The following is a 24760-nucleotide window of genomic DNA, read 5'->3' on the forward strand; positions in this document are numbered from 1 at the left end:
TTTCTCGCAAGGTTAACCGTGTTAAAGCCCCTGATCGCCGCTGCGCTGATTATCTCCTCTGGCTGGGTGTCTGCCGCTGAGCCACCGCTGACGGCTGCGCGCTACGCGCAGCAGCTCGGGGTGGGCATCGACGTGGACTGGGCGCGCACCGAGCGCGGCATTCGCGAATTCGATCCGCTGGAAGTGCGTGATTTTAAGGCCAAAGGTTTTACCCACGTGCGTATCCGCGTGGCCGGCGAGCCGACGGAAGCGCGCCTGATTCATCTGCGCAAGCTGGTGGAAGCCTGTGAGCAATACGGCGTGATCCCGGTGATTGCCTATCAGGCGGATGAATACAAAAACGACCCGAAAGCGGATAACGAAAAAGAGGTGGTGAACTGGTGGATTGCCGTGGCGCACTACTTCGAGAAAAGCTCGCCGCTGCTCGGTTTTGACCTGATCTACGAACCGGCGGACAAGCTCAATCACAATCTCGCATCCCTTAACCGCGTCTACGAAAAAGCGATCAAAGCCATTCATGCCATTGATGCCGAACGCATGATTTTCGTCGCTCCGCGCCTGCGCGCGGCACCGGAAGATCTCGGCAGCCTTAAGCTGCCTGCCCACAGCCAGAATTACGTGCTGGCCGAATGGCACATCTTCCCGTGGGGACCGCTCAAGAACAACGGAAAATACCCGTGGACATCAGGCACGGCGGCGGAGAAATCGATGATTCGCAGCCGGATCACCACCGCGTTGCGCTGGCAGCAAAAAACCGGGCATGTGAGCTGGGTGGGCGGCTGGGGCGTGGGTGAATCCAGCCGCGTTACCCCGACGGCACCGCAGATGGCTTTCGCCAGCTTTATGGCCTGCGAACTGCAAAAAGCCAAAATCCCTTACGCCATTAACGCGGATTTCCAGTTTTATGACGGCGAGGAGGGGGCGTGGCGACCAGGGCCGGAACCGCTGCTGCAGGCGATGCTTGCACCGGTGTGTGAAAAGCCCGACGAGAAGCCGGGCCATCATGCGATTAAATCGTCTGCTCGTGATGCGGCTCGCGCGACGCCAGCGGCAGCCAGCACAGTAAAATCAGCAGCCCCATCAGGGTCATCAACAGGCCAAGGCTAGACTGACCCGTCTGCGGCATCATGGCGGAGAGCCAGGCCAGCGCGCCGGAGCCGATGTTTTGCAGGCCGCCCACCAGCGCACCTGCGGTTCCTGCCAGGAACGGGAACGGCTCCATCGCGCCGCTGGTCGCGAGCGGGAAGAGCATTCCCGCGCCGAAGAAGAACAGGGCGGCCGGGATCAGCAGCGTCCAGACGGTCATCACGCCCAGTAAGCCTGGGACCCACATCATCACCCCTGCCAGCAGGCAGCTCATCACCGACTGCCACATCAGCGTGGAAAAACGCTTGTTAGGGCGACCGGCAAACCATGCGCCGAAGAATGCCGCCGGGATCGGCAGAATGAACAGAATGCTCACCACCATGCTGCTTAACCCCAGTCCTGCGCCCAGCAACACGCCGGAACAGGCCTCAAACACCGCAATCCCCGCCAGGCCGCCAATCAGCATCAGCAGGTAACAGGTGAACGCGCCGTTGCCGAAAAGCGTTTTGTAGTTGGCAATAAGCCTGGTGCGCGGTGCGCCCGTCGGGCGTGTTTCCGGCATCCAGCGCGCCATGCTGAAGGTGACAATAATGCACAGAACCAGCAGGAAAGCGTAGCAGGCGCGCCACGACCAGATGCTGTCCAGCACGCCGCCAATCAGCGGTGCCAGCAGCGGGCTTACCAAAATACCCATATTCAGCAGGCTGTTGGCATGACGCAGCTGTGACCCTTCGTACAGATCGCGCGGCAGCGTACGCGCCATCACCCCGCCGACGCCGGTCCCCATGCCCTGCAGGGCGCTGGCGGCAATCAGGATCGTCAGGCTGTGAGTGGTTATGGCGATCACCGTGGCGATCATGAAAATGGTCATCCCGACCAGGATCACCGGGCGACGCCCGACGCGGTCAGACAGCGGACCGTAGAACAGCTGTGAGACGCCGTAAGTCAGCAGATAGGCGGCCATCACGCTCTGCACCGCACCTTCGCGCACGCTGAGCGCTTTCGCCATGTCTGCAATCGCCGGAATATATATGGTCTGCGCCATCTGACCGACGGCCACCAGTAACACCAGCATCAACAGTAAATTAACGTTCCTTTGCTTTTTCATGTCGCTGAATACTTTTGCAAAAAGAGAGAAATAAAGAATAAGTGACTGCGCATTCCCATAAATGCGCGAGGAATCTACCACAATGAGATGACAATTTAAGCATCTCTGGGGTGAATGATTGAGCAGAAGCAGGCAGGATTTGTAAACGATATCGGCAACTTATGTTGCCAGTGTGCAGATGTTAAAGAGGGGCGGTTGCCCGCCCCTCTTTGGTGCGACTTGACCCTGAATCACCGGAGGTATTTCAGGACAGCGTCAAGCAGTTGCAGTACCGCAACAATGAGTCTCAGGATAAGAATAACCATATCCACGACGCCCATACGCGCCTCCTTCTGGCAGAAGGAGCACGATGCTGGCGTACCTCTCCGCCGCCTGTTGCCAGCACCTTTGTTGACGTAACACAGTGTGCTCATTTGGGGGTTAAGGCACTGACGGCACCACCCGTTTCAGCCAGGACTTCTTTGCGCCGGTGTACTGCTTGCGGCCCCCAATACGCACTGCGAACAAACTCAGTATAGATAAACACTGGATGCATGAACAGTATTTTGTCGACAAATTCGGAAGGCTGATCCATACTCCTATTCGTCAAAAAAGAGAGCTAAAATTGCGCGTTCGTGGCCGATCGCGTATACTTCTTGCGTTGACGTAACACAGTGTGTTCGCGGAAACCAACCGCAAACCCTGAAAAAAACCTCGCTCCGGCGGGGTTTTTTGTTTTTATTTCTCTTACAAACGAAACGTGATCCCTGACGCAAATTTGGGTGGATGAAAATATTTCCATTGTCAGGCACCGAATCCTGTGTTTGTATAAATTCTATCAATGATTCTAAACACAGGTCCTCAATGACAACTTCCATGATGGCGTCGACCCTACTAAAAACTGCGCAACCTGCCGCAGTGGTCGTCGTACGTGTGGTGGTGGTCGTCGGCAATGCGCCGTAGGGACTGGATCAACACACGAATCCAAAACCCCGCCGGCGCAAACCGGCGGGGTTTTTAGTTTAAACCTCCCGGAAAGTCGGCTCAGAACAAAAGGACTGGAGCATGGCAAGTTCGGGCACAACATCAGGCAAGACGCGTTTTACGGGCGCGCAATTAATCGTTCACTTACTGGAACGTCAGGGTATCAGCATCGTTTCGGGGATCCCGGGCGGTACGGTCCTGCCGCTCTATGACGCGTTAAGTCAAAGCACGCAAATCCGCCACGTTCTGGCGCGCCACGAGCAGGGCGCAGGCTTCATTGCTCAGGGCATGGCGCGTACGCAGGGCAAACCTGCGGTCTGTATGGCCTGTAGCGGGCCGGGTGCCACCAACCTGGTCACGGCGATTGCCGACGCGCGCCTCGACTCCATTCCGCTGATCTGTATTACCGGCCAGGTCCCTTCGTCGATGATCGGCACCGATGCGTTTCAGGAAGTCGACACCTACGGTATTTCTATCCCCATCACCAAGCATAACTATTTAGTTCGCGACATCGCCGAGTTACCTCAGGTGATCAGCGATGCGTTCCGCATTGCGCAATCCGGCCGCCCAGGCCCGGTGTGGATAGACATTCCTAAGGACGTACAAACCGCTGAAATCGACATCGAAACCTTCCCGGAGCCGGGTGGCCGTGCTTCCGCACCGGAATTCAGCGCCCAGAGCGTGCAGGACGCCGCCGCGATGATCAACGCTGCGAAACGGCCAGTGCTCTATCTGGGCGGCGGGGCGATCAACGCCGCAGAACAGGTACGTAAATTTGCCGAAAAAGCCAATCTGCCCACCACCATGACCTTAATGGCGCTGGGAATGCTGCCGAAAGCGCACCCGCTGTCGCTGGGCATGCTGGGGATGCACGGCGCGCGCAGCACCAACTTTATTTTGCAAGAGTCTGATTTACTGATCGTTCTCGGCGCACGTTTTGATGACCGGGCGATTGGTAAAACCGAGCAGTTCTGCCCGAACGCGAAAATCATTCACGTGGATATCGACCGCGCTGAGCTTGGCAAAATCAAACAGCCGCATGTGGCGATTCAGGGTGATGTGGGCGAGGTGCTGGCACAGTTAATCCCCCAAACCCACGCCACCGACAACGCCGAGTGGTGCGATTTGGTTGCCCAGCTGCAGCAGGAGTTCCCGAGCGCCATCCCGACCGAAGGCGACCCGCTGAGCCACTACGGCCTGATTAACGCCGTCGCCTCCTGCGTGGACGACAGCGCTATTATCACCACCGACGTCGGCCAGCATCAGATGTGGACCGCCCAGGCTTACCCGCTGAACCGTCCGCGTCAGTGGCTGACGTCTGGCGGTTTAGGCACCATGGGCTTTGGCCTGCCTGCCGCCGTGGGCGCTGCGCTGGCGAATCCGGATCGGAAGGTGATTTGCTTCTCCGGTGACGGCAGCCTGATGATGAACATTCAGGAGATGGCGACGGCGGCTGAAAACCAGCTGGATGTGAAAATCATTCTGATGAACAACGAAGCGCTGGGGCTGGTGCATCAGCAGCAGAGCCTGTTTTACAAGCAAGGCGTGTTTGCGGCGACCTATCCGGGGATGATCAACTTTATGCAGATTGCGGCCGGTTTTGGCCTGCACACCTGCGATCTGAACGCCGCCGAGGACGCGCAATCCGCCCTGCAGGAGGCGATTTCCCGCCCTGGCCCAGCGCTGATTCACGTGCGCATCGATCCAGAACAAAAAGTGTATCCAATGGTCCCGCCGGGTGCGGCGAATACTGAGATGGTGGGAGAATAAGCCATGCAGAAACAATATGATAACGTCATTCTCGAACTCACCGTCCGCAACCACCCTGGCGTCATGACCCACGTCTGCGGCCTGTTCGCGCGCCGCGCATTTAACGTGGAAGGCATTCTTTGTCTGCCGATTCAGGGCAGCGATCATAGCCGCATCTGGCTCCTCGTGAACGACGATCAGCGCCTCGAGCAGATGATTGCCCAAATCGACAAACTGGAAGATGTCACTCAAGTGGTCCGCAACCAGTCCGATCCGACCATGTTTAATAAAATTGCGGTGTTTTTTGAGTAAGGTGTAGGTCTTTATATATTCCTAAAAGTTGCATTTGCCGGTTTTCAGACCCTTTTTTTGATGTTGTTACCTGTATTCTCCGCTCATAGCTAATTTCAAAAGGAATTGATCATGAGCGGAAAACCGGCTGCCCGTCAGGGGGATATGACCGCCACTGGCGGCCCGATTGTGCAGGGCAGTCTCGGGGTGATGATTGGCGCCCCGACCGGTGTCGCCTGCTCGGTCTGTCCCGGCGGCGTGACCTCCGGCAGCCCCGTTAATCCGCTGCTCGGGGCCAAAGTCCTCCCCGGTGAAACGGATGTGGCCCTGCCGGGGCCGCTGCCGTTTGTCCTCTCGCGCACCTACAGCAGTTACCGCACAAAAACCCCGGCCCCGCCCGGCATTTTCGGTCCCGGCTGGCACGCGCCCTCCGATATCCGCCTGCAGCTGCGCGATAACGGGCTCATCCTCAACGACAACGGCGGGCGCAGCATCCACTTTGACCCGCTCCTGCCCGGCGAAGTGGCGTTCAGCCGCACCGAGTCCTTCTGGCTGGCGCGCGGCGGGGTTCTGAACCTGAACGAGGCCCATCCCCTGCACCGTCTCTGGCAGGCCCTGCCGGAAGCGGTCCGCCTGAGTGAGCACCTTTATCTGGCAACCAGCAGCGTGCAGGGGCCGTGGTGGCGGCTCGGCTGGCCGGAACGGGTCCCGGCTGCAGATGAAGTTCTGCCCGCACCGCTGCCGCCTTACCGTATTTTAACCGGACTGACGGACCATTCTGGCCGCACGCTGGCCTTCCACCGCGCTGCATCGGGGGAGTTTACCGGCGCCGTCACCGGGGTGACCGACGGCGCAGGCCGCCGCTTCCGGCTGGTGCTGGTCCCTGCCGGGACCGGGGCCCGCCTGTCTGAAGTCTGGCTCACGCACGACCCGCAGTACCCGGATGACCTCCCGTCCGCCCCCCTGGTGCGTTACGACTATTCCCCGCGCGGTGAACTGACCGCGGTATATGACCGCAGCGGCACCCGGGTGCGCGCTTTCACGTACGATGAACAGTATCCGGGGCGGATGGTGGCCCACCGGTATGCAGGCAGGCCGCAGACGACCTACCGCTACGATGCCACCGGTCGCGTCACGGAGCAGCATAACCCCGGCGGCCTGAGCTACCGCTATCAGTACGAAAAAGGGTACACGGTCATCACCGACAGCCTGAACCGTCGCGAGGTGCTGCACACCGAAGGTGAAGGCGGCCTGAAGCGGGTGGTGAAAAAGGTGCTGCACGACGGCAGCCTCATCCTGAGTGAGTTCGACAATGCCGGCCGCCTGGTGGCGCAGACCGATGCGGCGGGCCGCAGGACGGAATACCGCCTGCACCCCGGCTCCGGTCTGCTGGCCGCCCTGGTCGCGCCGGACGGCAGGCTCACGGAATTTTACTACAACAGCCGGCACCAGCTGACCGCCACCGTCTACCCGGACGGGCTGAAAAGCCGGCAGGAGTACGACGCCGCCGGCAGGCTGACCGCCAGTGTCTCGCGCCAGGGCGACGTCACCCGCCATGAATATGCTGACCCGCACAGCGAATACCCGTCTGCCACCGAAGACCCCACCGGGAGTCGGAAACAGATGACCTGGAGCCGCTACGGCCAGCTTCTGACGTACACCGACTGCTCCGGGTATCAGACCCGCCATGAGTATGACCGCTCTGGCCAGCTGACGGCCGTTCACCGGGAAGAAGGCCTGAGCCAGTACCGGGCGTATGATGCCCGCGGCAGGCTGGCGACGGTGACCGGCGCCGCCGGGCACCCGACCCGCTATGAGTACAACCTGGCGGGCGACCTGACGGCGGTGGTCTCCCCCGACGGTGAGCGCAGTGAAACCGGCTTTGACGCCCGGGGGAATGTCATTCTCACCACCCGGGGCAGCCTGACCCGCCGGATGGCGTATGACGCCGCGGGCCGCCCGACCACGCTGGTTAACGAGAACGGCAGCCAGACCACCTTCACGTACGATGTCCTGGACCGGCTGACGGAAGAAACGGGCTTTGACGGGCGCACAAAACGTTACCGCTATGACCCGGCGGGCCGGCTCATCCACAGCGAGGAGGAGGGTCTGGCCACGCACTGGCAGTACGACGATGCCGGCCGCCTGCTCAGCCGGACCCTCAACGGTGAACCGGCAGAGCAGTGGCACTATGACGCACGCGGCTGGCTGACGGGCATCAGCCATCTGAGCGAAGGCCACCGGGTGGCCGTTTCATATGACTATACCCCCGAAGGTCGTCTCACGGCTGAGTGCCAGACGGTGCGCTGTCCGGCAACGAATACCCTGCTGTGGGAGCACACCACCCGGCACGACTACCGCGCCGGTCTCGAATACCGCCTCACCCCCGACCAGCTCCCGCCGGTGGAGTGGCTGACCTGGGGTTCCGGCTGGCTGGCGGGTATGAAACTCGGCGACACCCCGCTTATTGACTACACCCGCGACCGCCTGCACCGGGAAACACAGCGCCGTTTCGGCGGCTATACGCAGGCCACCGCCTACACGCCTGACGGCCAGGTACAGAGTCATCATCTGAACCACACCGCGCTTGACCGGGACTACACCTGGAATGCGGACGGGCAGCTTATCCGGATGCGCGGACAGCACGGGCAGCGCGATTACGGGTACGAAAACGGACGCCTGCTCAGCACCGCGTACCACGACCGGACACAGTGGACCCCGACCGACCCGGCCGGTAACCGGACGGTCGCGCACGATACCGTTCCGGCGCGGCCGGACGTCTGGCCGGATAACCGCATCACGGAGGATGGCGACGGTTTTTACCATTACGATGCCCACGGCCGGCTGACGGAAAAGGACGAGCGCCGTCTCCAGCGGGACGGCAGCATCACCCGTCACTTTGCGTACGATAATCAGCACCGGCTGACGCAGTACCGCAGGATACAGAACGGCAGGCTGCTGACGGAAAGCCGCTACGCGTATGACCCGCGCGGGCGCCGCATCCGCAAACAGGTCTGGCAGGGTGAGACGTACGACAGCGGGTGGCGGGTCCCGGCAGCGCCTGCTGAATCCGTGTGGTACGGCTGGGACGGTGACCGGCTGACCACAGTGCAGACGGACAGCTCCCGCATCCAGACGGTGTATCAGCCCGGTACCTTCACACCGTTACTGCGCATTGAAACCGCCACCTGCGCGCTGACACCCGCCCGCCGCACGCTGGCGGAAAAACTGCAGCAGGATGCGGGGATGGTGTTTGTACCGGAACTTATCGCCCTGCTGGACACGCTAGAGGAAGAGCTGCAGACCGGCCGGCTCAGTGACCACAGCCGAGAGTGGCTGGCACAGTGCGGCCTGACACCGGCGCAGATGAAGGACCAGATGGAGCCGGACACCACGCCTGCGCGCAAACTGCACCTGTACCACTGCGACCACCGGGGGCTGCCGCTGGCATTAGTTGACGCGGACGGCCGCATTGCCTGGCAGGCAGAGTATGATGAATGGGGAAACCTGCTGCGGGAAGAAGACCCGGATAATCTGCAGCAGCTTATTCGTCTGCCGGGGCAGCAGCACGATAAAGAGACGGGGCTGTACTATAACCGCCATCGTTATTATGACCCGCAGCAGGGCCGGTATATTACCCAGGACCCGATAGGGCTGGCGGGTGGGGTAAACCTGTATGCTTATGTTTCTAATAATCCCCTTGTTTTTATAGACCCTAAGGGGTTAGCTGGGTGGGCAAGCCTAGGATCTTTGGGGTCATCAGGAGGCGCTGATTATGGGGAAGCTGCTGCGTCAGCGGGAACATATTTACCTCCTGATCAAGCATCAGCAGTATTAAATGCTATTTCTGGCCCTCATTATCCAGCAATAGAAGGTACTGCATCAGTGGATGTAAGCATCTCTGCAGATGGAATGGCAGGGGGTGGGTTGGCTGTAGGGGTTGCTATAGGAAAGAATTCTGGAAGTGATTCAGGTGACATTTGTGCATATCTCACAGCATGTCAGCATTTAGGAGCAGGAATTGCAGGCGGTATAGGAGTAAATGGCTCCCTTTCGAATGCAGGGCCATCTTCTGGTGTTACAAAATCTATAGGTGAAATAGCCACAGGTGGAGCCTTGGGAGACTATACAATCGCTAGTACTACTGATTTAAGTAATCCTACGAATAATACAGTTTCTGGCGGTATAGGCATTGGTGGAGGAAGTTTTGGCGGATTAATGACATGCCAGACTTATACTAAATGTCTCATTAACTGATTGAGAAAATATTAAATAAAGAAGGCGTTAATAAGATGGTGTTGTTTATCATGGGGTTAAAATGTTTTAAGTAGGATGCTATGAAAAAAATAAGTGCAGTGATTATGGTTTCTTTTATATTATTGGGTTGTAACGGTGATAATGTGGAGATTGCAAAAAAACAGGTTAGCAACTTTAGAGATATGTATGAACATGATGAATTTAATAGTATTTATAAAAACTCAGCGAACAAAATGAAGGAAAAAGTATCTCCAGATGAGTTTGTAACATTTATATCTTCGGCAAAAAAGGAAATGGGAAAGCTGAATAAAACGCAATTGACACATTCCAATTCAATATCATATGTTATTGGTGAGCCTGCTGTAGTATTAACATATTCATCTAGGTTCTCAAAGAGAAATTATAAAGAAGTATTCAGCTTTGTGAGTGAGTCGGGGGAAATGAAATTATCCGGCTATAGTTACACGCCCAATTGAGTAGAAGGAATACCTTGGTTAGTTTGTGGTGAGATTCATTACATCCGTAACTGTGGCTAAGTTAATTTATATGAAAAATACGGCCGTCCATAACCAAATAGTTAAAGAGGGAAGAGAGCGAGGTGCGGTGCCGGTCACCGCCACAGTGTGGCATGATGATTGAGTATCATCCTAACGAAAAATCGCTCATACCTTGAACGCCCCCGCGCTTATCGTTAAGGTAAGCGCGTTTTTTATCCGCCAGGAATGCCACATGACCACCATTGCCCTTATCGACGATCACCTTATCGTCCGCTCCGGTTTTGCCCAGTTGCTGAGCCTGGAGGCAGATTTTCAGGTCGTGGCTGAATTCGGTTCAGGCCGCGAGGCGCTGGCCGGATTACCGGGGCGTGGTGTGCAGGTCTGCATTTGCGATATCTCGATGCCGGATCTCTCCGGGCTTGAGCTGCTCAGCCAGCTGCCGAAAGGAATGGCGACCATTATGCTCTCTGTTCACGACAGCCCGGCGCTGGTAGAACAGGCGCTCAACGCCGGCGCGCTCGGGTTTCTCTCCAAACGTTGTAGCCCCGACGAACTCATTTCCGCTGTGCGCACCGTCGCGACGGGTGGATGTTACCTCACGCCGGATATCGCCATTAAACTGGCCGCCGGACGCCAGGACCCGCTGACAAAACGCGAGCGTCAGGTGGCGGAAAAGCTCGCTCAGGGGATGGCGGTGAAAGAGATCGCCGTCGAGCTGGGCCTGTCGCCCAAAACCGTTCACGTCCATCGCGCCAATCTGATGGAAAAACTCGGCGTCAGTAACGATGTCGAGCTGGCCCGCCGCATGTTTGACGGCTGGCAATGAGCCCGTACTTCTCGCGGCTGGTCTCCGTTGTCGCCAGCTTTTTTATCTTCTCTGCCGCCTGGTTTTGTCTGTGGAGTATCAGCCTGCATCTGGTCGAGCGCCCGGAGCTGGCGGTGCTGCTGTTCCCGTTTGGCCTGCGTCTGGGGCTGATGTTGCAATGTCCGCGCGGCTACTGGCCGGTTTTGCTGGGGGCCGAGTGGATCATGCTGGTCTGGCTGGCACAGGAAGTGGCACTGGCGCATCTCCCCTTATTGATGATCGGGGGCGTACTGACGCTGCTGCCGGTGGCGCTGATTTCCCGCTACCGCCATCAGCGCGACTGGCGCACGCTACTGCGTCAGGGCGCGGCGCTGATTGCCGCTGCGCTGCTGCAATCCCTGCCGTGGATCGGCAAACCCGACACCCTGACGGCGCTCCTGCTGACGCTGACCGGCGGCCTGACGCTTGCACCCACGTGCCTTGTCATCTGGCACTACCTCACCAGCACTGTCTGGCAGCCGCTCGGCCCGGCGCTGGTCTCCCAGCCGGTGAACTGGCGCGCGCGGCACCTTATCTGGTATCTGCTGCTGTTTGTGGTCAGCCTGTGGCTGCAGCTGGGTCTGCCTGCGGAACTCTCCCGCTTTACGCCGTTTTGTCTGGCGCTGCCGATTATCGCGCTGGCCTGGCATTACGGCTGGCAGGGGGCGCTGATCGCCACCCTGATGAACGCCATCGCGCTGATTGCCAGCCAGACGTGGCACGATCATCCCGTTGATTTACTCCTCTCGCTGCTGGCGCAAAGCCTGACCGGACTGCTGCTGGGCGCGGGTATACAGCGTCTGCGCGAGCTGAACCAGTCGCTGCAAAACGAGCTGGCCCGCAATCGACGCCTGGCCGAGCGGTTACTGGAAACCGAAGAAAATGTGCGGCAGGAAGTGGCGCGCGAACTGCACGATGATATCGGCCAGACCATCACGGCCATCCGCACTCAGGCGGGCATCGTTCAGCGGCTGGCCCCGGAAAATCCCGGCGTCCGGCAGGGCGGCGCGCACATCGAGCAGCTCTCTCTCGGGGTGTACGATTCCGTGCGACGTCTGCTGGGGCGCCTGCGTCCACGCCAGTTAGATGATTTATCCCTTGAGCAGGCGGTGCGTTCCCTGATGCGAGAGATGGAGCTGGAAGATCGCGGGATCGTCAGCCATCTCGGCTGGGCTATCGACGAGACACTGCTGAGCGAAAGCCAGCGCGTCACTCTGTTCCGCGTCTGTCAGGAGGGACTGAACAATATCGTCAAACACGCCAGTGCCAGCGCGGTGACGCTCCAGGGCTGGCAGCAGGACGAGCGCCTGATGCTGGTTCTCGAAGACGACGGCTGCGGTCTGCCGCCTGGCTCCGGGCAGCAGGGGTTTGGCCTGGCCGGAATGCGCGAGCGCGTCACGGCGCTCGGCGGAACGTTGACGATCTCCTGTACCCACGGCACGCGCGTCAGCGTGAATTTGCCGCTGCGTTATACGTAAGGACCGACCATGTTTACCTTTCTGAAAACGCCAGCGAATGCCGCGCCGATCGGCGATAAACGCGAAAGAGATGCGCGTTACCGCTACTGGCGACGTCATATTCTGACCACCATCTGGCTGGGCTATGCGCTGTTCTATTTCACCCGCAAAAGTTTTAACGCCGCTGCGCCCGAAATCCTCGCCAGCGGCGTGATGACGCGCACGGACATCGGCCTGCTGGCGACGCTGTTTTACATCACCTACGGTCTGTCGAAATTCTTCTCCGGCATCGTCAGCGACCGCTCGAACGCCCGTTACTTTATGGGGATGGGGCTTATCGCAACCGGAGTGGTCAATATCCTGTTTGGTTTCTCCACCTCCCTGTGGGCGTTCGCCCTGCTGTGGGCGCTGAACGCCTTTTTCCAGGGCTGGGGCGCGCCCGTCTGCGCGCGTCTGCTCACCGCCTGGTTCTCCCGCAACGAGCGCGGCGGCTGGTGGGCAATCTGGAACACAGCCCATAACGTCGGCGGGGCGCTGATCCCCATCGTGGTGGGTGCGGCGGCGTTGCACTACGGCTGGCGCGCCGGGATGATGATCGCCGGAACCCTGGCGATTTTCGCCGGGCTGTTTCTCTGCTGGCGTCTGCGCGATCGCCCGCAAACCGTCGGCCTGCCGCCGGTGGGCGACTGGCGTCACGACGAGATGGAGATCGCCCAACAGCAGGAAGGGGCGGGGCTGACGCGCAAAGAGATCCTCACCAAATACGTGCTGCTGAACCCCTATATCTGGCTGCTGTCCCTGTGCTATGTGCTGGTGTACGTGGTGCGTGCGGCGATCAACGACTGGGGAAATCTGTATATGTCCGAGACGCTCGGCGTCGATCTGGTGACCGCCAACTCGGCGGTGACCATGTTTGAGCTGGGCGGATTTATCGGCGCGCTGGTGGCGGGCTGGGGCTCGGACAAACTGTTTAACGGCAACCGTGGCCCGATGAACCTGATTTTCGCCGCCGGGATTTTGCTCTCCGTTGGCTCGCTGTGGCTGATGCCTTTTGCCAGCTACGTGATGCAGGCGGCGTGCTTCTTCACCACCGGATTCTTCGTTTTTGGCCCGCAAATGCTGATCGGCATGGCGGCAGCGGAGTGCTCGCACAAAGAGGCGGCGGGGGCGGCGACCGGTTTTGTCGGCCTGTTTGCCTATCTTGGCGCGTCCCTTTCCGGCTGGCCATTGGCGCGGGTCATCGACATCTGGCACTGGAGCGGTTTTTTCGCGGTGATCGCTATCGCGGCGGGGATTTCCGCCCTGCTGCTGTTGCCGTTTTTGAACGCTCAGGCCCCGCGTGAGGTCAACGAAGCGTGATGCGCCTCACCTTTTTGCCCCGAGTGGGGCAAAACTAGGAAATTTTCCCGGTTTCGCCTGGACGCTGTCTCAGGCCAATGCGACTGCTGATTTTTACAATGCCTGCCATTCGCAGGTATTCATATCAGGAGTTTTTGATGCTGGCCTTTCTAAACCAGGTGCGCAAGCCGACCCTGGATCTGCCGCTCGAGATGCGGCGCAAAATGTGGTTCAAGCCGTTCATGCAGTCCTATCTGGTGGTATTCATCGGCTACCTGACCATGTACCTGATCCGCAAAAACTTCAACATCGCCCAGAACGACATGATCTCCACCTACGGGCTGAGCATGACGCAGCTGGGGATGATCGGCCTCGGTTTCTCCATCACCTACGGGGTGGGGAAAACCCTGGTTTCGTACTACGCTGACGGTAAAAACACCAAGCAGTTCCTGCCGTTTATGCTGATCCTCTCCGCCATCTGTATGCTCGGCTTTAGCGCCAGCATGGGCGCAGGCTCCGTCAGCCTGTTTATGATGATCGCCTTCTATGCCCTGAGCGGTTTCTTCCAGAGCACCGGCGGGTCGTGCAGCTATTCCACCATCACCAAATGGACGCCACGTCGTAAGCGCGGCACTTATCTTGGTATGTGGAACATCTCCCATAACCTCGGCGGGGCAGGTGCAGCAGGCGTGGCATTGTTCGGGGCAAATGTCCTGTTCGACGGCCATGTGATCGGCATGTTCATCTTCCCGTCCATTATCGCGCTGATTGTTGGCTTTATCGGCCTGCGCTACGGCAGCGACTCCCCGGAATCCTACGGTCTGGGCAAAGCGGAGGAGCTGTTTGGCGAAGAGCTGAGTGAAGAAGACAAAGACGCTGAAGACGAGTCGATGACCAAATGGCAGATCTTCGTTGAGTATGTGCTGAAAAACAAAGTCATCTGGCTGCTCTGTTTCTCCAACATCTTCCTGTACGTGGTGCGCATCGGCATCGACCAGTGGTCTACCGTGTACGCCTTCCAGGAGCTGAAACTCTCCAAAGAGGTGGCGATTCAGGGCTTTACCCTGTTTGAAGTGGGCGCGCTGGTGGGAACGCTGCTGTGGGGTTGGCTGTCGGATCTGGCAAACGGTCGTCGGGCGCTGGTGGCCTGCGTTGCGCTGGCATTGATTATCGCTACGCTGGGTGTGTATCAGCACGCCAGCAACCAGTACGTCTATCTCGCCTCCCTGTTTGCGCTCGGTTTCCTGGTGTTTGGCCCGCAGCTGCTGATTGGCGTCGCGGCCGTCGGATTTGTGCCGAAAAAAGCGATCGGCGCTGCCGATGGGATCAAAGGCACCTTCGCCTATCTGATCGGTGACAGCTTCGCCAAACTGGGTCTCGGGATGATCGCCGACGGCACGCCGATCTTCGGCCTGACCGGCTGGGCGGGCACCTTCGCCGCGCTGGACGCCGCAGCTATCGCCTGTATCTGCCTGATGGCGATGGTCGCCGTGATGGAAGAACGCAAAATTCGCCGCGAAAAACGCATTCAACGACTGAAATCGGCCTAATGGCTTGAGTGATTGTGCAGGTAACTTTTTTGCCCGGCTACGTGCCGGGCTTTTTTCATTCCCGCCCCTGTTTTTTCCGATCCCTTTCAGCATGTTTTACGCTGTCGACAACGGCGCGTTTCCCGATATCATGAGCGGCTATTATTAAGGAGAACGCATGGTCTGGATAATGCTGGCCACCCTGGTTGTGGTGTTTGTTGTCGGGTTTCGCATTCTGACGTCTGATTCGCGTCGGGCGATCAAACGACTGAGCGAACGCTTAGGGATTACGCCCGTTCCGCTGGAGTCGATGATTGACCAGTGCGGTAAAACCGCAGGCACTGAGTTTATCCGCTACCTGGAGCGCCCGGACGAAGCCCATCTGCAAAATGCTGCACAGGTGCTGCTGATCTGGCAGGTCTGCATCGTCGACGGCAGCGAAGAGAATCTGCATACCTGGCATCGACTACTGCGTAAAGCGCGTCTTGCCGCGCCGATTACCGACGCGCAGATCCGCCTGGCGCTGGGATTTATGCGCGAAATAGACCCCGATCCGCAGGAGTTCAACGCTTTTCAGCTGCGCTACAACCGCCTGTTCCTGCCTGAAGAGGGCGTTTTTTTCCTGCACTGAGCCCCATGCTGGCTGTCTGTCGGTGAAGGTCAGATTTCAACAAAAGTTGTCAAAACGTTAAATTCGTCACAGTTTTGATGATAAACTGCGCGACTTTACCGCAGTTTTATCCTCAGGTGACGCCATGACAGAACAGATCCACTCCACGCCCACAGCCCATACCGGTGAGGTCCTGCGACCAAACTGGTCGGCGGTTTTCTCCGTGGCGTTTTGCGTCGCCTGCCTGATTACCGTGGAGTTTCTGCCGGTCAGCCTGCTGACGCCGATGGCGCAGGATCTGGGGATTTCCGAAGGGGTGGCGGGCCAGTCCGTCACCGTCACGGCGTTTGTCGCCATGTTCTCCAGCCTGTTTATCACCCAGATAATCGGCACCATCGACCGCCGCAAAGTGGTGATCCTGTTTGCGGTTCTGCTCACGCTCTCCTGCGTGCTGGTCTCCTTTGCCGATAACTTTACCCTGCTGCTGCTGGGCCGCGCCTGTCTGGGGCTGGGGCTGGGTGGATTCTGGGCAATGTCGGCCTCGCTGACCATGCGTCTGGTGCCCGCGCGCAAAGTGCCGAAAGCGCTCTCGGTGATCTTCGGCGCCGTCTCGATTGCGCTGGTGATCGCTGCACCGCTGGGCAGTTTTTTGGGCGGCATTATCGGCTGGCGTAACGTCTTTAACGGCGCGGCGATCATGGGCATTCTGTGCATTTTCTGGGTGTGGAAGGCGCTGCCGTCCCTGCCGGGCGAAGCGGCGCATCACAAGCAGAATATGTTCAGCCTGCTGAAACGCCCCGGTGTGCTGGCGGGGATGACCGCCATCTTTATGGCGTTTGCCGGGCAGTTCGCCTTTTTCACCTATATCCGCCCGGTATTTATGACCATGGCCGGTTTTGATGTGGATGGCCTGACACTGGTGCTGCTGAGTTTTGGTATTGCGAGTTTTGTCGGCACATCCCTGTCGGCGCAGTTCCTGAAGCGCTCCCTTAAATTCGCCCTGGCAGGTGCGCCGCTGGTGCTGGCAGTCAGCGCCGTGGTGCTGATTTTGTGGGGAAGTGACAAGTGGGTGGCGTCGGCCATTGCGATTATCTGGGGCTTTGCTTTTGCGCTGGTGCCGGTGGGCTGGTCAACGTGGATCACCCGTTCCCTTGCCGATCAGGCGGAAAAAGCCGGGTCGATTCAGGTGGCGGTGATTCAGCTGGCAAACACCTGCGGCGCGGCGATTGGCGGCTATGCGCTGGATAATCTGGGGCTGCTGTCGCCGCTGGTGTTGTCTGGCATGCTGATGCTGCTGACCGCACTGCTGGTGGCGGGGAAGGTCAAGGCGCAGTAAGTCTGGCATATCCTCACCCTTTCGGGTGAGGATATCGGGTTACACCGAAGCCTGAACGCGTCTGCGTGAATCCATCGAAATCAGTACCACCGACGACACAATCAACAACGTCCCCAGCCAGTCCGGCAGCGTAAACGCCACCCCTAACAGCAGCACCGACAGCAACGCGCTGCTCAGCGGTTCGGCGCAGCTCAGAATGCTCGCTTTCGGCCCGCCAATCATCTGCGCGCCTTTCAGATACAAGCTGAAGGTCAGCGCGGTGCCGATCACCACCAGATAGAAAAAGGCCAGCAGCAGGCTCCCGTCAATCACGAAGGTGGTGCCGCGCCCGGCGTAGAACGGCGTCAGCATCAGCCCTGCCAGCAACATACTCCAGCCGACAATCGGCAGCGTGCCGTAGCGGGCGATAAGCGTCGAGGGATAGGTGGTGTAAAACGCGGCGGCGAAGGCCGAGGCGATGCCAAAGAACAGCGCCGCAGGGGAGATCGACAGCGAGGTCGGATCGCCGTGCGTCACCAGTAAAAACGTGCCAATCAGGGAGGTCAAAATTGCCGAGAGGACAAATATCCCAGGCCGTTTTTTCCGCGCCAGCGCGAACCATGCCACGATAATGGTCGGGGAGAGAAATTGCAGGACAGTCGCGGTAGCGGCGTTCGATTTTTCAATCGTTAGCAGGAACGTGAGCTGGACCGTGAGCGCGCCAACCAGTGAGAAAATCAGCAGGCTGATGGCGTCTTTGCGATGTTTGATGACTGAAAAAATCTTGTCGCCGTGGACGAAAGAGAGCGTCAGTAAAATCACGCCGGTGAACAGCAGACGAATCATGGTCAGATAAGGCGAGGAAATCTGACTCTTCTCCATAATGAACTGCGCGCAAACCCCTGAACTGCCCCATAACACGGCGGCGATCAGGACATTCAGCATCCCTCTTTTTGTGGAACCCATGTTCTCCCCTGCATGCTCGTTTTTTTCTAGCATATCATGGGAGCAATGCCGGGTGGTGTGGTCTGGTGCCCTCGCTCCGCCCTCTCCCAAACAGGGAGAGGGGAAAACACGAAAAACGGCAACGCCCGTTGCCGTTTTGCTTTTACCTTAGAACCAGGCTTCCCACATTGCGCCGACGTTGAAATCGTCGAGCGTCTGGTCATCGGTGCCGTTCACGCGAGCGGTACGTTCATTATCCACCTTGCCACCGGTCACGTAGAAGCGCAGCATTGGGCGGAACTCGGGGCCCATGGCGATAGACATGTTCTGCGACAGGGTCAGCTTCCAGCCTTTGTTATCACCGCCGTTATCGTAGTCAACGTGCTGCCAGCCCGCTTCCAGCCAGGTGGAGTGAACGTCGTTCCACCAGTGCATTGGGCGCACAATCGCGTTGTAGTTTTTGCGATTGTCGGTGCTGTCACGGCTGTTGTCGTAATCGTGGAAGGCGAGGATGTACTCCACCTGCGTCTGCTGGGTGAATTTATGCAGCCCTTCGAAGCTGGCGTAAACCGTGGTCAGGTCTTCGGTTTTATTGAACACGCTGTTGTCTGAGTTATCCGAGTAACGGGCGATCACTTTGTTCACGCCGCTGTCGTTGGTGTGGCTCAGCACCACGCCGCCCTGCCAGGCGTTCAGACGATCGTCGCTCTCGATGGCTTTCGAGTCGAAACCGTAGTTGGCGTACAGTTCCAGATCCAGTGGCCCGATTTTCATGCCGTGGATTTTGGAGGTGGCCGCGTAGTTGCCTTTATCGCCGGTGCCGGAGCCGCCGGTACAGGAGATGCGCGATGGGTTAGAGCCGTCGTTTTCCACTTCCGGATTACAGGACTCCACCGCCGCAACGGTTGCCACGTCAAACTGCACGCCGCCGATGTCGAAGTTTTTCACCCCGGCGCCCTGGCCATCGTGGTTCATCCAGAAGTAGTCGTTGATGCCTTGCTGTGGACGCTGGTGGAAGTCTCGACCGGCCCAGAAATAGGCGTTCGGGTTAGATGACATAATGTTGGTCACCCCCGCGTAGGCTTTTTTCAGGTTAACTTCGTCGCCCCAGTGGTCGATCATCACGTTGATGTCCCAGATCGCGCCGTTATCGCCTTTGAACGCTTTAGAGAGCTGGAATTCGCCGCCGTTGCCTTCGTTACCCAGACGACCAATCGCCGAGCCGCCGTTATACGAGCCATCGACCGCCACATATTTCTGATCGGCGGCCTGGAAGTGTGCGCCGTAGCGGGCGTAGCCGGTAAATTTAATGCCAAAGGGAATCGCCAGATCCGGGGACTGCGCGGCGCTTTGCGGTTCCGTCACCACGTCCGCTTTTTTCGCGACTGCCGCATCCATTTTTGCCTGACGTTCTGTCAGGGCTTTATCTACCGCTTTGGCGACAATGGCGTCAATTTGCTCCTGCGTGAATTCTTGTGCGAGCACAGAAATTGGGCAAAGCGCGGCGATAACCGCCATTGTTAATGGAAGTTTTTTTATGATATTCATTGTCATCTCTATTAATTTAAATTTTATTCAGACAATAACCATCCCATTCCGATCTGACAGAATATGTCGCTATCATCAGAAAAAGTTGATTTATATTTTTATAGGTACAGAGGGTTTAATTTAGCGTAATGATATCTCCCTTTATTATCTCTGGTAGAGATGGATAATCTCTTCGGACAATTCACGGGCCAACAGTGAATTCATTAAATGATCCTGGGCATGCACCATAATTAAAGTCATCGGCTGGCGGGCTTCGCCCGCGTCCTGTTCGATGAGTTTGGTCTGCATATGGTGCGCCTGGCGCGCGTAGCCATCGGCTTCGCGCAGCAGGCTTTTGGCTTCGTCAAGGTTGCCCTGCCGGGCCGCGTGCAGGGCTTCAAAGCACAGGCTACGCGACTGACCGGCGTTGACGATAATTTCCATTACGGCATCTTCTAATGCGATCATCATTCATTACTCTTTATCAAAACTATTATTTAACGAGGTGGCGGCGAACCACTCCCCGCTTTTCTTAATGGTGCGTTTCTGCGTGGCTAAATCCAGCTGAATAAATCCGTAGCGGTTTTTATACGCATTACACCATGACCAGTTATCAATAAATGTCCACATATGGTAACCAAGACAATTTGCGCCTTCGCTAATCCCTTTGTGAACCCATTTAAGGTGCTCGGAAATAAAGTCGATACGGTATTGATCGTTAATCTGACCGTTTTCAATAAAACGCTGCTCGTTTTCAACGCCCATGCCGTTTTCAGAGATAAAACAGCGCGGGTTGCCGTAATTCTCACGCAGATTAACGAGAATATCGTAAATACCCGGCTCGTAGATTTCCCAGCCGCGGTACGGGTTCATTTTGCGCCCTGGCATCTCGTAATTATCAAAGAACCACTCTGGCATAAACGGCGCCTGAGGGTTCACCGCGCTGTCGCGACACTTCACGCGGCGCGGCTGATAATAGTTAATGCCCAGCAGGTCGATGGTTCCTTCGGCAATCAGCGCGCTGTCTTCGGGCCGACAGGCAGGCAGCTGATCGTAGGCTTTCAGCAGCGCCACCAGATCCGCCGGATATTCCCCGCGCAGAACCGGATCGAGGAAGCTGCGGTTAAACATCAGATCCGCATAATGCGCGGCTTTCAGATCCTGCGGATTCTGCGAGCGCGGATAGGACGGCGTAAGGTTCAGCACGATGCCGATCTCCCCTGCATGATGCCCGGCGCGGAAGGCGCGCACCGCCTGCGCATGGGCCAGCACCGTGTGGTACGCCACGGTCGCCGCGCGACGGAAATCCACCACGTTGGGATAGTGGAAATCGTACAGATAACCGCCTTCCACCGGGACAATCGGCTCGTTAAAGGTAAACCAGTGCAGCACGCGATCGCCGAACAGCTCGAAGCAGATCTGCGCGTAGCGGGCGTACGCCGCCACGACGTCACGGTTTTCCCAGCCGCCGATCTCCTGCATCGCCATCGGCATGTCGAAGTGGAACAGGGTGATGAACGGCGTAATGCCCTGCTCAAGCAGCTCATCAAACACCTGATTGTAGAATTCCACCGCCTGCGGATTCACTTCACCGACACCGTCGGGGATCAGGCGCGCCCAGCTAATCGAGGTGCGAAAGCTGTTATGGTTCAGCTGTTTCAGCAGCTGAATGTCCGATTTCCAGTTCTGGTAAAAGGCTGAGGTATCCTGCGGCCCCACGCCCTGATGGAAACGGTTTGGCTCATTGGCGAACCAGTGATCCCAGGTGGTCACTCCTTTGCCGCCGCCCAGGCTTTCCCCTTCGGTTTGCAGCGCGGAGCTTGCGCTGCCCCACCAAAAGTTATCGGGAAATGAATATTTCATAATGCTTCCTCTTTGACGTTATTAACGTGCAGCTTCAGCAGTACCGACGGTTGCCTGGGCTTTTTGCTCTTCGGTTTTCATCAAAGAGCGCTCATAGGCGCGCAGGAACGGCAGATACATCAGGGCTGACATCACCATACAAATTACGCACATCACTACCGGACTGAACGCCCAGTTTGCTGCCCACGACGCACCGATGGGGGCCGGGGTAGTCCACGGCGTCAGGGATACCACCTGCGCCAGCCAGCCGAGTTTGGTCGCGGCGTAGGCCAGACAGGCGTTCACCAGCGGCACGAACACAAACGGGATAAACAGCATCGGGTTCATGATGATCGGCGCACCGAACAGAATCGGTTCGTTGATGTTAAAGAAGCTCGGCACCACGCCCATTTTGCCGATGGTGCGCAGATGCGTCACGCGGCTGCGCAGCAGCAGGAAGGCCAGCGGTAAGGTCGAGCCAACGCCGCCGATCAGCAGATAGTGATCCCAGAAGCCCTGCAGATAGACGTGCGGAAGCGCTGCGCCCGCCGCCAGTGCTGCCTGGTTTGCCGACAGGTTCGCCATCCAGAACGGGTTCATGATGCCGGTGACAATCAGCGAGCCGTGGATGCCCGCGAACCAGAAGATCTGGCACAGCAGCACGGAGAGCAGAATGGCCGGCAGGGAGTCAGAGGCGGACACCAGCGGCTCCAGCAGATGCATAATCGCCTGCGGGATAATCATCCCGGTTTGCGCTTCGATGAACAGGTTCAGCGGGTGCAGCGTGCCGATCACCACCATCACCGGAATCAGGATCTCAAAGGAGCGCGCCACGCCGGTCGGGACTTCTTTCGGCAGGCGAATGGTGACTTTGTTCTCCTTCAGCCACGCGTAAACGCGGGTGGAGTAGATGGCGGTAATCAGCGCGGTGAAGATCCCCTGGCCGGACAAATACTGCGTGGAGATTTTGCCGTCGGCATAGGGGGCCGCCACCAGCAGAAACGCCATAAACGCCAGCAGGCCGGACATCACCGGATCGAGATTAAACTGGCGACCCAGGCTCGCGCCGATCCCCACCGAGATAAAGAAGGTCATCACGCCCATGCTGAGGTTAAACGGCAACATCAGCTGTTCGCGGTAGGTCTGGGAGAAATCGAGCCAGCCGCGGGCAAAACTGTTGGTGGTATCCGCCGAGAACGGCGGGAAGATGAACACCAGCATAAACGAGCCGATGATCATAAACGGCAGGGCGGCGGTAAACCCGTCACGGATCGCAATCACGTACTTTTGCTGTCCGAGCTTTGCCGCCAGCGGGGTAATGGACTGCTCAATAACGGCAACCATTGATTGATATAACGAACTCATGAGAACACCTTCTTAGTGTGCCGCTTCGATGAGCGACAGAGCATAGTCCAGTACCTTATCACCACGCTGCATACCGTAGTCCATCATGTCGATGGCTTGTACCGGAATACCCTGCGTAGCGGCCTTGTCTGCCAGTGTCTTTAACATGTATTTCACTTGCGGTCCGAGAAGAACGACCTGGTATTGCGGAAACTGCGTGTCAAATTCGGACACGCCGTACGCATCAATCGTGACCGGGACTCCGCGTTCTTCTGCCACTTCAACCATTTTCCTCACCAGCAGGCTGGTGGACATCCCGGCAGAGCAGCACAGCATAATCTTGAACATCGACAACCATCCTCAAAGTGTAAAAAGTTATTGCGGGGATGATTGGATATCATATGGAAACCGGTTTCCATTCATAAACCCCAGAAGTGTGATAACCATCAAGATCCGCCGCTTATGGGGCGTGTTATCACGATGTGGGTCACAGAATTTGGCGTTTTTGACATCAAATTGAGTGGAAACGGAAAATCGGTTTCCATGGAAAACGGAAACGGATATACTCCGGATTGGCTATAATGTGAGCCGAAGCGGTAACAGGAATTACAGGGCTACGTGGGTCCTGACAGGGGAATATGATGTCTACAATCAACGATGTATCACGTCTGGCCGGGGTGTCCAAAGCCACGGTGTCACGGGTGTTGAGCGGGTCGCGCGGCGTGAAGGAAGCCAGCCGTGAGGCCGTACTGAAAGCGGTGGATGAGCTGAACTATCGGCCCAACGTTATAGCGCAATCGCTGTTGAGCCAGTCTACCGGCTGTATCGGCGTGATCTGTGCGCAGGATAATATCAACCAGACCACCGGGTATCTTTACGCGCTGGAAAAACAGCTCAGTCAGCACCAAAAACATCTGCTGCTGCGCTTCGCGAACACCAAAAGCGAGGTGCTCAACGCGCTCGATGAACTCTCCTGCGGCCTTTGCGACGACATCCTGATAATCGGGGCGCGTTTCCCGCTGCATATCGATCAGGATAACGTCATCCTGGTGGACTGCATGGAGTCCGATAACGCCAACAGCATCCAGTTTGACCACGCCTTTGCCGCCGAAACCGCCTGTAACTACCTCACCAGTCAGGGCCGTCGGCAGATTGCCTTAATTCAGCCACAGGGCAGCGGTTTTGCCGATCAGGTGCTGCTCGGATACAAACACGCGCTGGAGAAAAATTTCCTGCCGTTTAACCGCAATCTGGTGTTTATGGACGCCACTTCATCGTCCGTGGCGTTGCAGGAACTACTGAATAACGCGACCACGTTGAATTTCAACGCGTTGCTGGTGGCGGATGAGCAGGAAGCGCAGCGCGTGATCCCGCAATTGCAGGCGTTTAATAAGTCGGTTCCGGAAGACATCATGGTCTTTAGTCTCGCCGGATCGCTGCATCTTCCGGGAATTCCGACCATTCCGGCCATCGAATACTCCATGGATGCGATGGCGGCGCGGATTGTGGCGTGGCTGAATGAGAAAACGCAAATGCTCGGCTCTTACGTCTTACGCGGGGATCTGATTATCCCGGATATGCGTAAACGCTAATCAAAAAAAAGCGTGAAGCACGCTTCACGCTTAGTAATCCTCCATGCAGTCCACTTTGCCGACGGCTTCCCAGTAGTTATCCAGGTTGTCGCGCTCCATCGCCAGCACGGCGTTTTTCACCAGCAGCTTGTTAGCCTCGGATGACATGATCATCGCCTGCCACTCTTTGTCCGTCTGCTTGCCCTGAGGCGAGCAGACTTTCTTGATATCTTTCATCACGGCCTGGCGGATTTTCTCCGTTTTTACCGGGTCTTGCGTCTCTCTGGCGTGGACGAAGGCGGCGAAAAGCAAACAGATAACCAGACAAAACAGGTGAGCAGCTTTCATTGAAACCCCCGGAGTAAAACGCGCGTTGTTCTCTGAAATATATCGTTACATTCATCAAAGCGATTCAAGCCGAAAGTATGATTCTGGACAGACACAGGTATGAGACGTTTTAAGCGTAGCTGGAGTTTTTGCCGGGCAT

The 24760-nt window shown here is 57.6% G+C and carries 22 protein-coding genes; 13 read left to right on the forward strand and 9 right to left on the reverse strand.

Features of this window, described 5'->3' with window-relative positions; translation table 11 throughout:
• The first annotated feature begins 18 nt into the window (after window positions 1–18).
• Window positions 19–1107: a glycoside hydrolase family 5 protein gene (locus tag ACB496_RS00125; protein WP_129035797.1), complete on the forward strand. Its 1089-nt coding sequence runs from the start codon at window positions 19–21 to the stop codon at window positions 1105–1107.
• Here ACB496_RS00125 and emrD read toward each other — a convergent pair.
• Complete coding sequence (gene emrD, locus ACB496_RS00130; RefSeq protein WP_371973890.1) at window positions 1010–2194, reverse strand: multidrug efflux MFS transporter EmrD; 1185 nt, start codon at window positions 2192–2194, stop codon at window positions 1010–1012. The two genes, ACB496_RS00125 and emrD, sit on opposite strands and share 98 nt — an antisense overlap.
• A gap of 230 nt (window positions 2195–2424) precedes the next feature.
• On the reverse strand, window positions 2425–2514 hold the full coding sequence (gene tisB / locus ACB496_RS00135) for a type I toxin-antitoxin system toxin TisB (protein ID WP_100778256.1): 90 nt from the start codon (window positions 2512–2514) through the stop codon (window positions 2425–2427).
• Window positions 2515–3037: 523 nt separating this feature from the next.
• Here tisB and ivbL point away from each other — a divergent pair.
• From ivbL to nepI, 11 genes are all read left to right on the forward strand, one after another.
• Window positions 3038–3136, forward strand: coding sequence for an ilvB operon leader peptide IvbL (gene ivbL, locus ACB496_RS00140; protein WP_100778255.1), 99 nt, complete (start codon window positions 3038–3040; stop codon window positions 3134–3136).
• A gap of 102 nt (window positions 3137–3238) precedes the next feature.
• Window positions 3239–4927, forward strand: a complete 1689-nt coding sequence (gene ilvB / locus ACB496_RS00145) for an acetolactate synthase large subunit (protein ID WP_371973893.1) — start codon at window positions 3239–3241, stop codon at window positions 4925–4927.
• A 3-nt stretch (window positions 4928–4930) separates the two neighbouring features.
• Window positions 4931–5218 carry an acetolactate synthase small subunit gene (ilvN, locus tag ACB496_RS00150; RefSeq protein WP_100778253.1) on the forward strand — a complete coding sequence of 96 codons (288 nt, stop codon included), beginning with the start codon at window positions 4931–4933 and terminating at the stop codon, window positions 5216–5218.
• A 111-nt stretch (window positions 5219–5329) separates the two neighbouring features.
• Window positions 5330–9454, forward strand: a complete 4125-nt coding sequence (locus ACB496_RS00155; protein ID WP_371973895.1) for an RHS repeat-associated core domain-containing protein — start codon at window positions 5330–5332, stop codon at window positions 9452–9454.
• A gap of 80 nt (window positions 9455–9534) precedes the next feature.
• Window positions 9535–9930, forward strand: coding sequence for a DUF4019 domain-containing protein (locus tag ACB496_RS00160; protein WP_371973897.1), 396 nt, complete (start codon window positions 9535–9537; stop codon window positions 9928–9930).
• Window positions 9931–10183: 253 nt separating this feature from the next.
• A complete protein-coding gene (gene uhpA, locus ACB496_RS00165) occupies window positions 10184–10777 on the forward strand; it encodes a transcriptional regulator UhpA (protein WP_371973899.1) in 594 nt (197 codons plus the stop codon).
• On the forward strand, window positions 10774–12273 hold the full coding sequence (gene uhpB / locus ACB496_RS00170) for a signal transduction histidine-protein kinase/phosphatase UhpB (protein ID WP_371973901.1): 1500 nt from the start codon (window positions 10774–10776) through the stop codon (window positions 12271–12273). Before uhpA ends, uhpB begins: the two co-directional genes overlap by 4 nt.
• 9 nt (window positions 12274–12282) lie before the next feature.
• The gene (locus tag ACB496_RS00175) at window positions 12283–13611 is read left to right on the forward strand and encodes an MFS transporter (protein WP_102105108.1); all 1329 of its coding nucleotides are present in this window, start codon (window positions 12283–12285) and stop codon (window positions 13609–13611) included.
• A gap of 137 nt (window positions 13612–13748) precedes the next feature.
• Window positions 13749–15140, forward strand: coding sequence for a hexose-6-phosphate:phosphate antiporter (gene uhpT / locus ACB496_RS00180; protein WP_371973903.1), 1392 nt, complete (start codon window positions 13749–13751; stop codon window positions 15138–15140).
• A gap of 157 nt (window positions 15141–15297) precedes the next feature.
• On the forward strand, window positions 15298–15750 hold the full coding sequence (locus ACB496_RS00185) for a DUF1198 domain-containing protein (protein WP_102105107.1): 453 nt from the start codon (window positions 15298–15300) through the stop codon (window positions 15748–15750).
• 124 nt (window positions 15751–15874) lie between these two features.
• The gene (gene nepI, locus ACB496_RS00190; protein WP_371973905.1) at window positions 15875–17065 is read left to right on the forward strand and encodes a purine ribonucleoside efflux pump NepI; all 1191 of its coding nucleotides are present in this window, start codon (window positions 15875–15877) and stop codon (window positions 17063–17065) included.
• 39 nt (window positions 17066–17104) lie between these two features.
• On the opposite strand, the gene ACB496_RS00195 is transcribed toward nepI, so the two are convergent.
• The 6 genes from ACB496_RS00195 to ACB496_RS00220 form a co-directional block, all read right to left on the reverse strand.
• Window positions 17105–18010, reverse strand: coding sequence for an EamA family transporter (locus ACB496_RS00195; RefSeq protein ID WP_194513099.1), 906 nt, complete (start codon window positions 18008–18010; stop codon window positions 17105–17107).
• Window positions 18011–18157: 147 nt separating this feature from the next.
• On the reverse strand, window positions 18158–19537 hold the full coding sequence (locus ACB496_RS00200; RefSeq protein ID WP_100778246.1) for a carbohydrate porin: 1380 nt from the start codon (window positions 19535–19537) through the stop codon (window positions 18158–18160).
• 144 nt (window positions 19538–19681) lie between these two features.
• Entirely contained in the window at window positions 19682–19984 is a 303-nt protein-coding gene (locus ACB496_RS00205) for a PTS lactose/cellobiose transporter subunit IIA (protein ID WP_142503674.1), read from the reverse strand.
• Window positions 19985–19990: 6 nt separating this feature from the next.
• Complete coding sequence (locus ACB496_RS00210; protein ID WP_371973908.1) at window positions 19991–21379, reverse strand: glycoside hydrolase family 1 protein; 1389 nt, start codon at window positions 21377–21379, stop codon at window positions 19991–19993.
• Window positions 21380–21400: 21 nt separating this feature from the next.
• On the reverse strand, window positions 21401–22723 hold the full coding sequence (locus ACB496_RS00215; protein WP_100778244.1) for a PTS sugar transporter subunit IIC: 1323 nt from the start codon (window positions 22721–22723) through the stop codon (window positions 21401–21403).
• 12 nt (window positions 22724–22735) lie between these two features.
• Window positions 22736–23050, reverse strand: coding sequence for a PTS sugar transporter subunit IIB (locus ACB496_RS00220; RefSeq protein ID WP_102105105.1), 315 nt, complete (start codon window positions 23048–23050; stop codon window positions 22736–22738).
• Window positions 23051–23343: 293 nt separating this feature from the next.
• On the opposite strand from ACB496_RS00220, the gene ACB496_RS00225 reads away from it, so the two are divergent.
• Entirely contained in the window at window positions 23344–24294 is a 951-nt protein-coding gene (locus ACB496_RS00225; RefSeq protein WP_100778242.1) for a LacI family DNA-binding transcriptional regulator, read from the forward strand.
• Between the two features lie 30 nt (window positions 24295–24324).
• Here the strand turns inward: ACB496_RS00225 and ACB496_RS00230 are convergent, their stop codons facing one another.
• Window positions 24325–24621, reverse strand: coding sequence for a YicS family protein (locus tag ACB496_RS00230; protein WP_100778241.1), 297 nt, complete (start codon window positions 24619–24621; stop codon window positions 24325–24327).
• Window positions 24622–24760: the final 139 nt, after the last annotated feature.

The organism is Lelliottia nimipressuralis (assembly GCF_041464075.1).
GTDB classification, from domain to species: Bacteria; Pseudomonadota; Gammaproteobacteria; order Enterobacterales; family Enterobacteriaceae; genus Enterobacter; species Enterobacter nimipressuralis.

Coding starts and splice junctions, on each gene's coding strand:
- ACB496_RS00175 (WP_102105108.1), top strand. CDS start 12,283: ATGTTTACCTTTCTGAAAACGCCAGCGAATGCCGCGCCGATCGGCGAT.
- ACB496_RS00230 (WP_100778241.1), bottom strand. CDS start 24,621: ATGAAAGCTGCTCACCTGTTTTGTCTGGTTATCTGTTTGCTTTTCGCC.
- ilvB (WP_371973893.1), top strand. CDS start 3,239: ATGGCAAGTTCGGGCACAACATCAGGCAAGACGCGTTTTACGGGCGCG.
- ACB496_RS00225 (WP_100778242.1), top strand. CDS start 23,344: ATGTCTACAATCAACGATGTATCACGTCTGGCCGGGGTGTCCAAAGCC.
- ACB496_RS00155 (WP_371973895.1), top strand. CDS start 5,330: ATGAGCGGAAAACCGGCTGCCCGTCAGGGGGATATGACCGCCACTGGC.
- ACB496_RS00195 (WP_194513099.1), bottom strand. CDS start 18,010: ATGGGTTCCACAAAAAGAGGGATGCTGAATGTCCTGATCGCCGCCGTG.
- uhpB (WP_371973901.1), top strand. CDS start 10,774: ATGAGCCCGTACTTCTCGCGGCTGGTCTCCGTTGTCGCCAGCTTTTTT.
- ivbL (WP_100778255.1), top strand. CDS start 3,038: ATGACAACTTCCATGATGGCGTCGACCCTACTAAAAACTGCGCAACCT.
- emrD (WP_371973890.1), bottom strand. CDS start 2,194: ATGAAAAAGCAAAGGAACGTTAATTTACTGTTGATGCTGGTGTTACTG.
- ACB496_RS00210 (WP_371973908.1), bottom strand. CDS start 21,379: ATGAAATATTCATTTCCCGATAACTTTTGGTGGGGCAGCGCAAGCTCC.
- ACB496_RS00185 (WP_102105107.1), top strand. CDS start 15,298: ATGGTCTGGATAATGCTGGCCACCCTGGTTGTGGTGTTTGTTGTCGGG.
- ACB496_RS00200 (WP_100778246.1), bottom strand. CDS start 19,537: ATGAATATCATAAAAAAACTTCCATTAACAATGGCGGTTATCGCCGCG.
- uhpA (WP_371973899.1), top strand. CDS start 10,184: ATGACCACCATTGCCCTTATCGACGATCACCTTATCGTCCGCTCCGGT.
- ACB496_RS00205 (WP_142503674.1), bottom strand. CDS start 19,984: ATGATCGCATTAGAAGATGCCGTAATGGAAATTATCGTCAACGCCGGT.
- nepI (WP_371973905.1), top strand. CDS start 15,875: ATGACAGAACAGATCCACTCCACGCCCACAGCCCATACCGGTGAGGTC.
- tisB (WP_100778256.1), bottom strand. CDS start 2,514: ATGGGCGTCGTGGATATGGTTATTCTTATCCTGAGACTCATTGTTGCG.
- ACB496_RS00160 (WP_371973897.1), top strand. CDS start 9,535: ATGAAAAAAATAAGTGCAGTGATTATGGTTTCTTTTATATTATTGGGT.
- ACB496_RS00215 (WP_100778244.1), bottom strand. CDS start 22,723: ATGAGTTCGTTATATCAATCAATGGTTGCCGTTATTGAGCAGTCCATT.
- uhpT (WP_371973903.1), top strand. CDS start 13,749: ATGCTGGCCTTTCTAAACCAGGTGCGCAAGCCGACCCTGGATCTGCCG.
- ilvN (WP_100778253.1), top strand. CDS start 4,931: ATGCAGAAACAATATGATAACGTCATTCTCGAACTCACCGTCCGCAAC.
- ACB496_RS00220 (WP_102105105.1), bottom strand. CDS start 23,050: ATGTTCAAGATTATGCTGTGCTGCTCTGCCGGGATGTCCACCAGCCTG.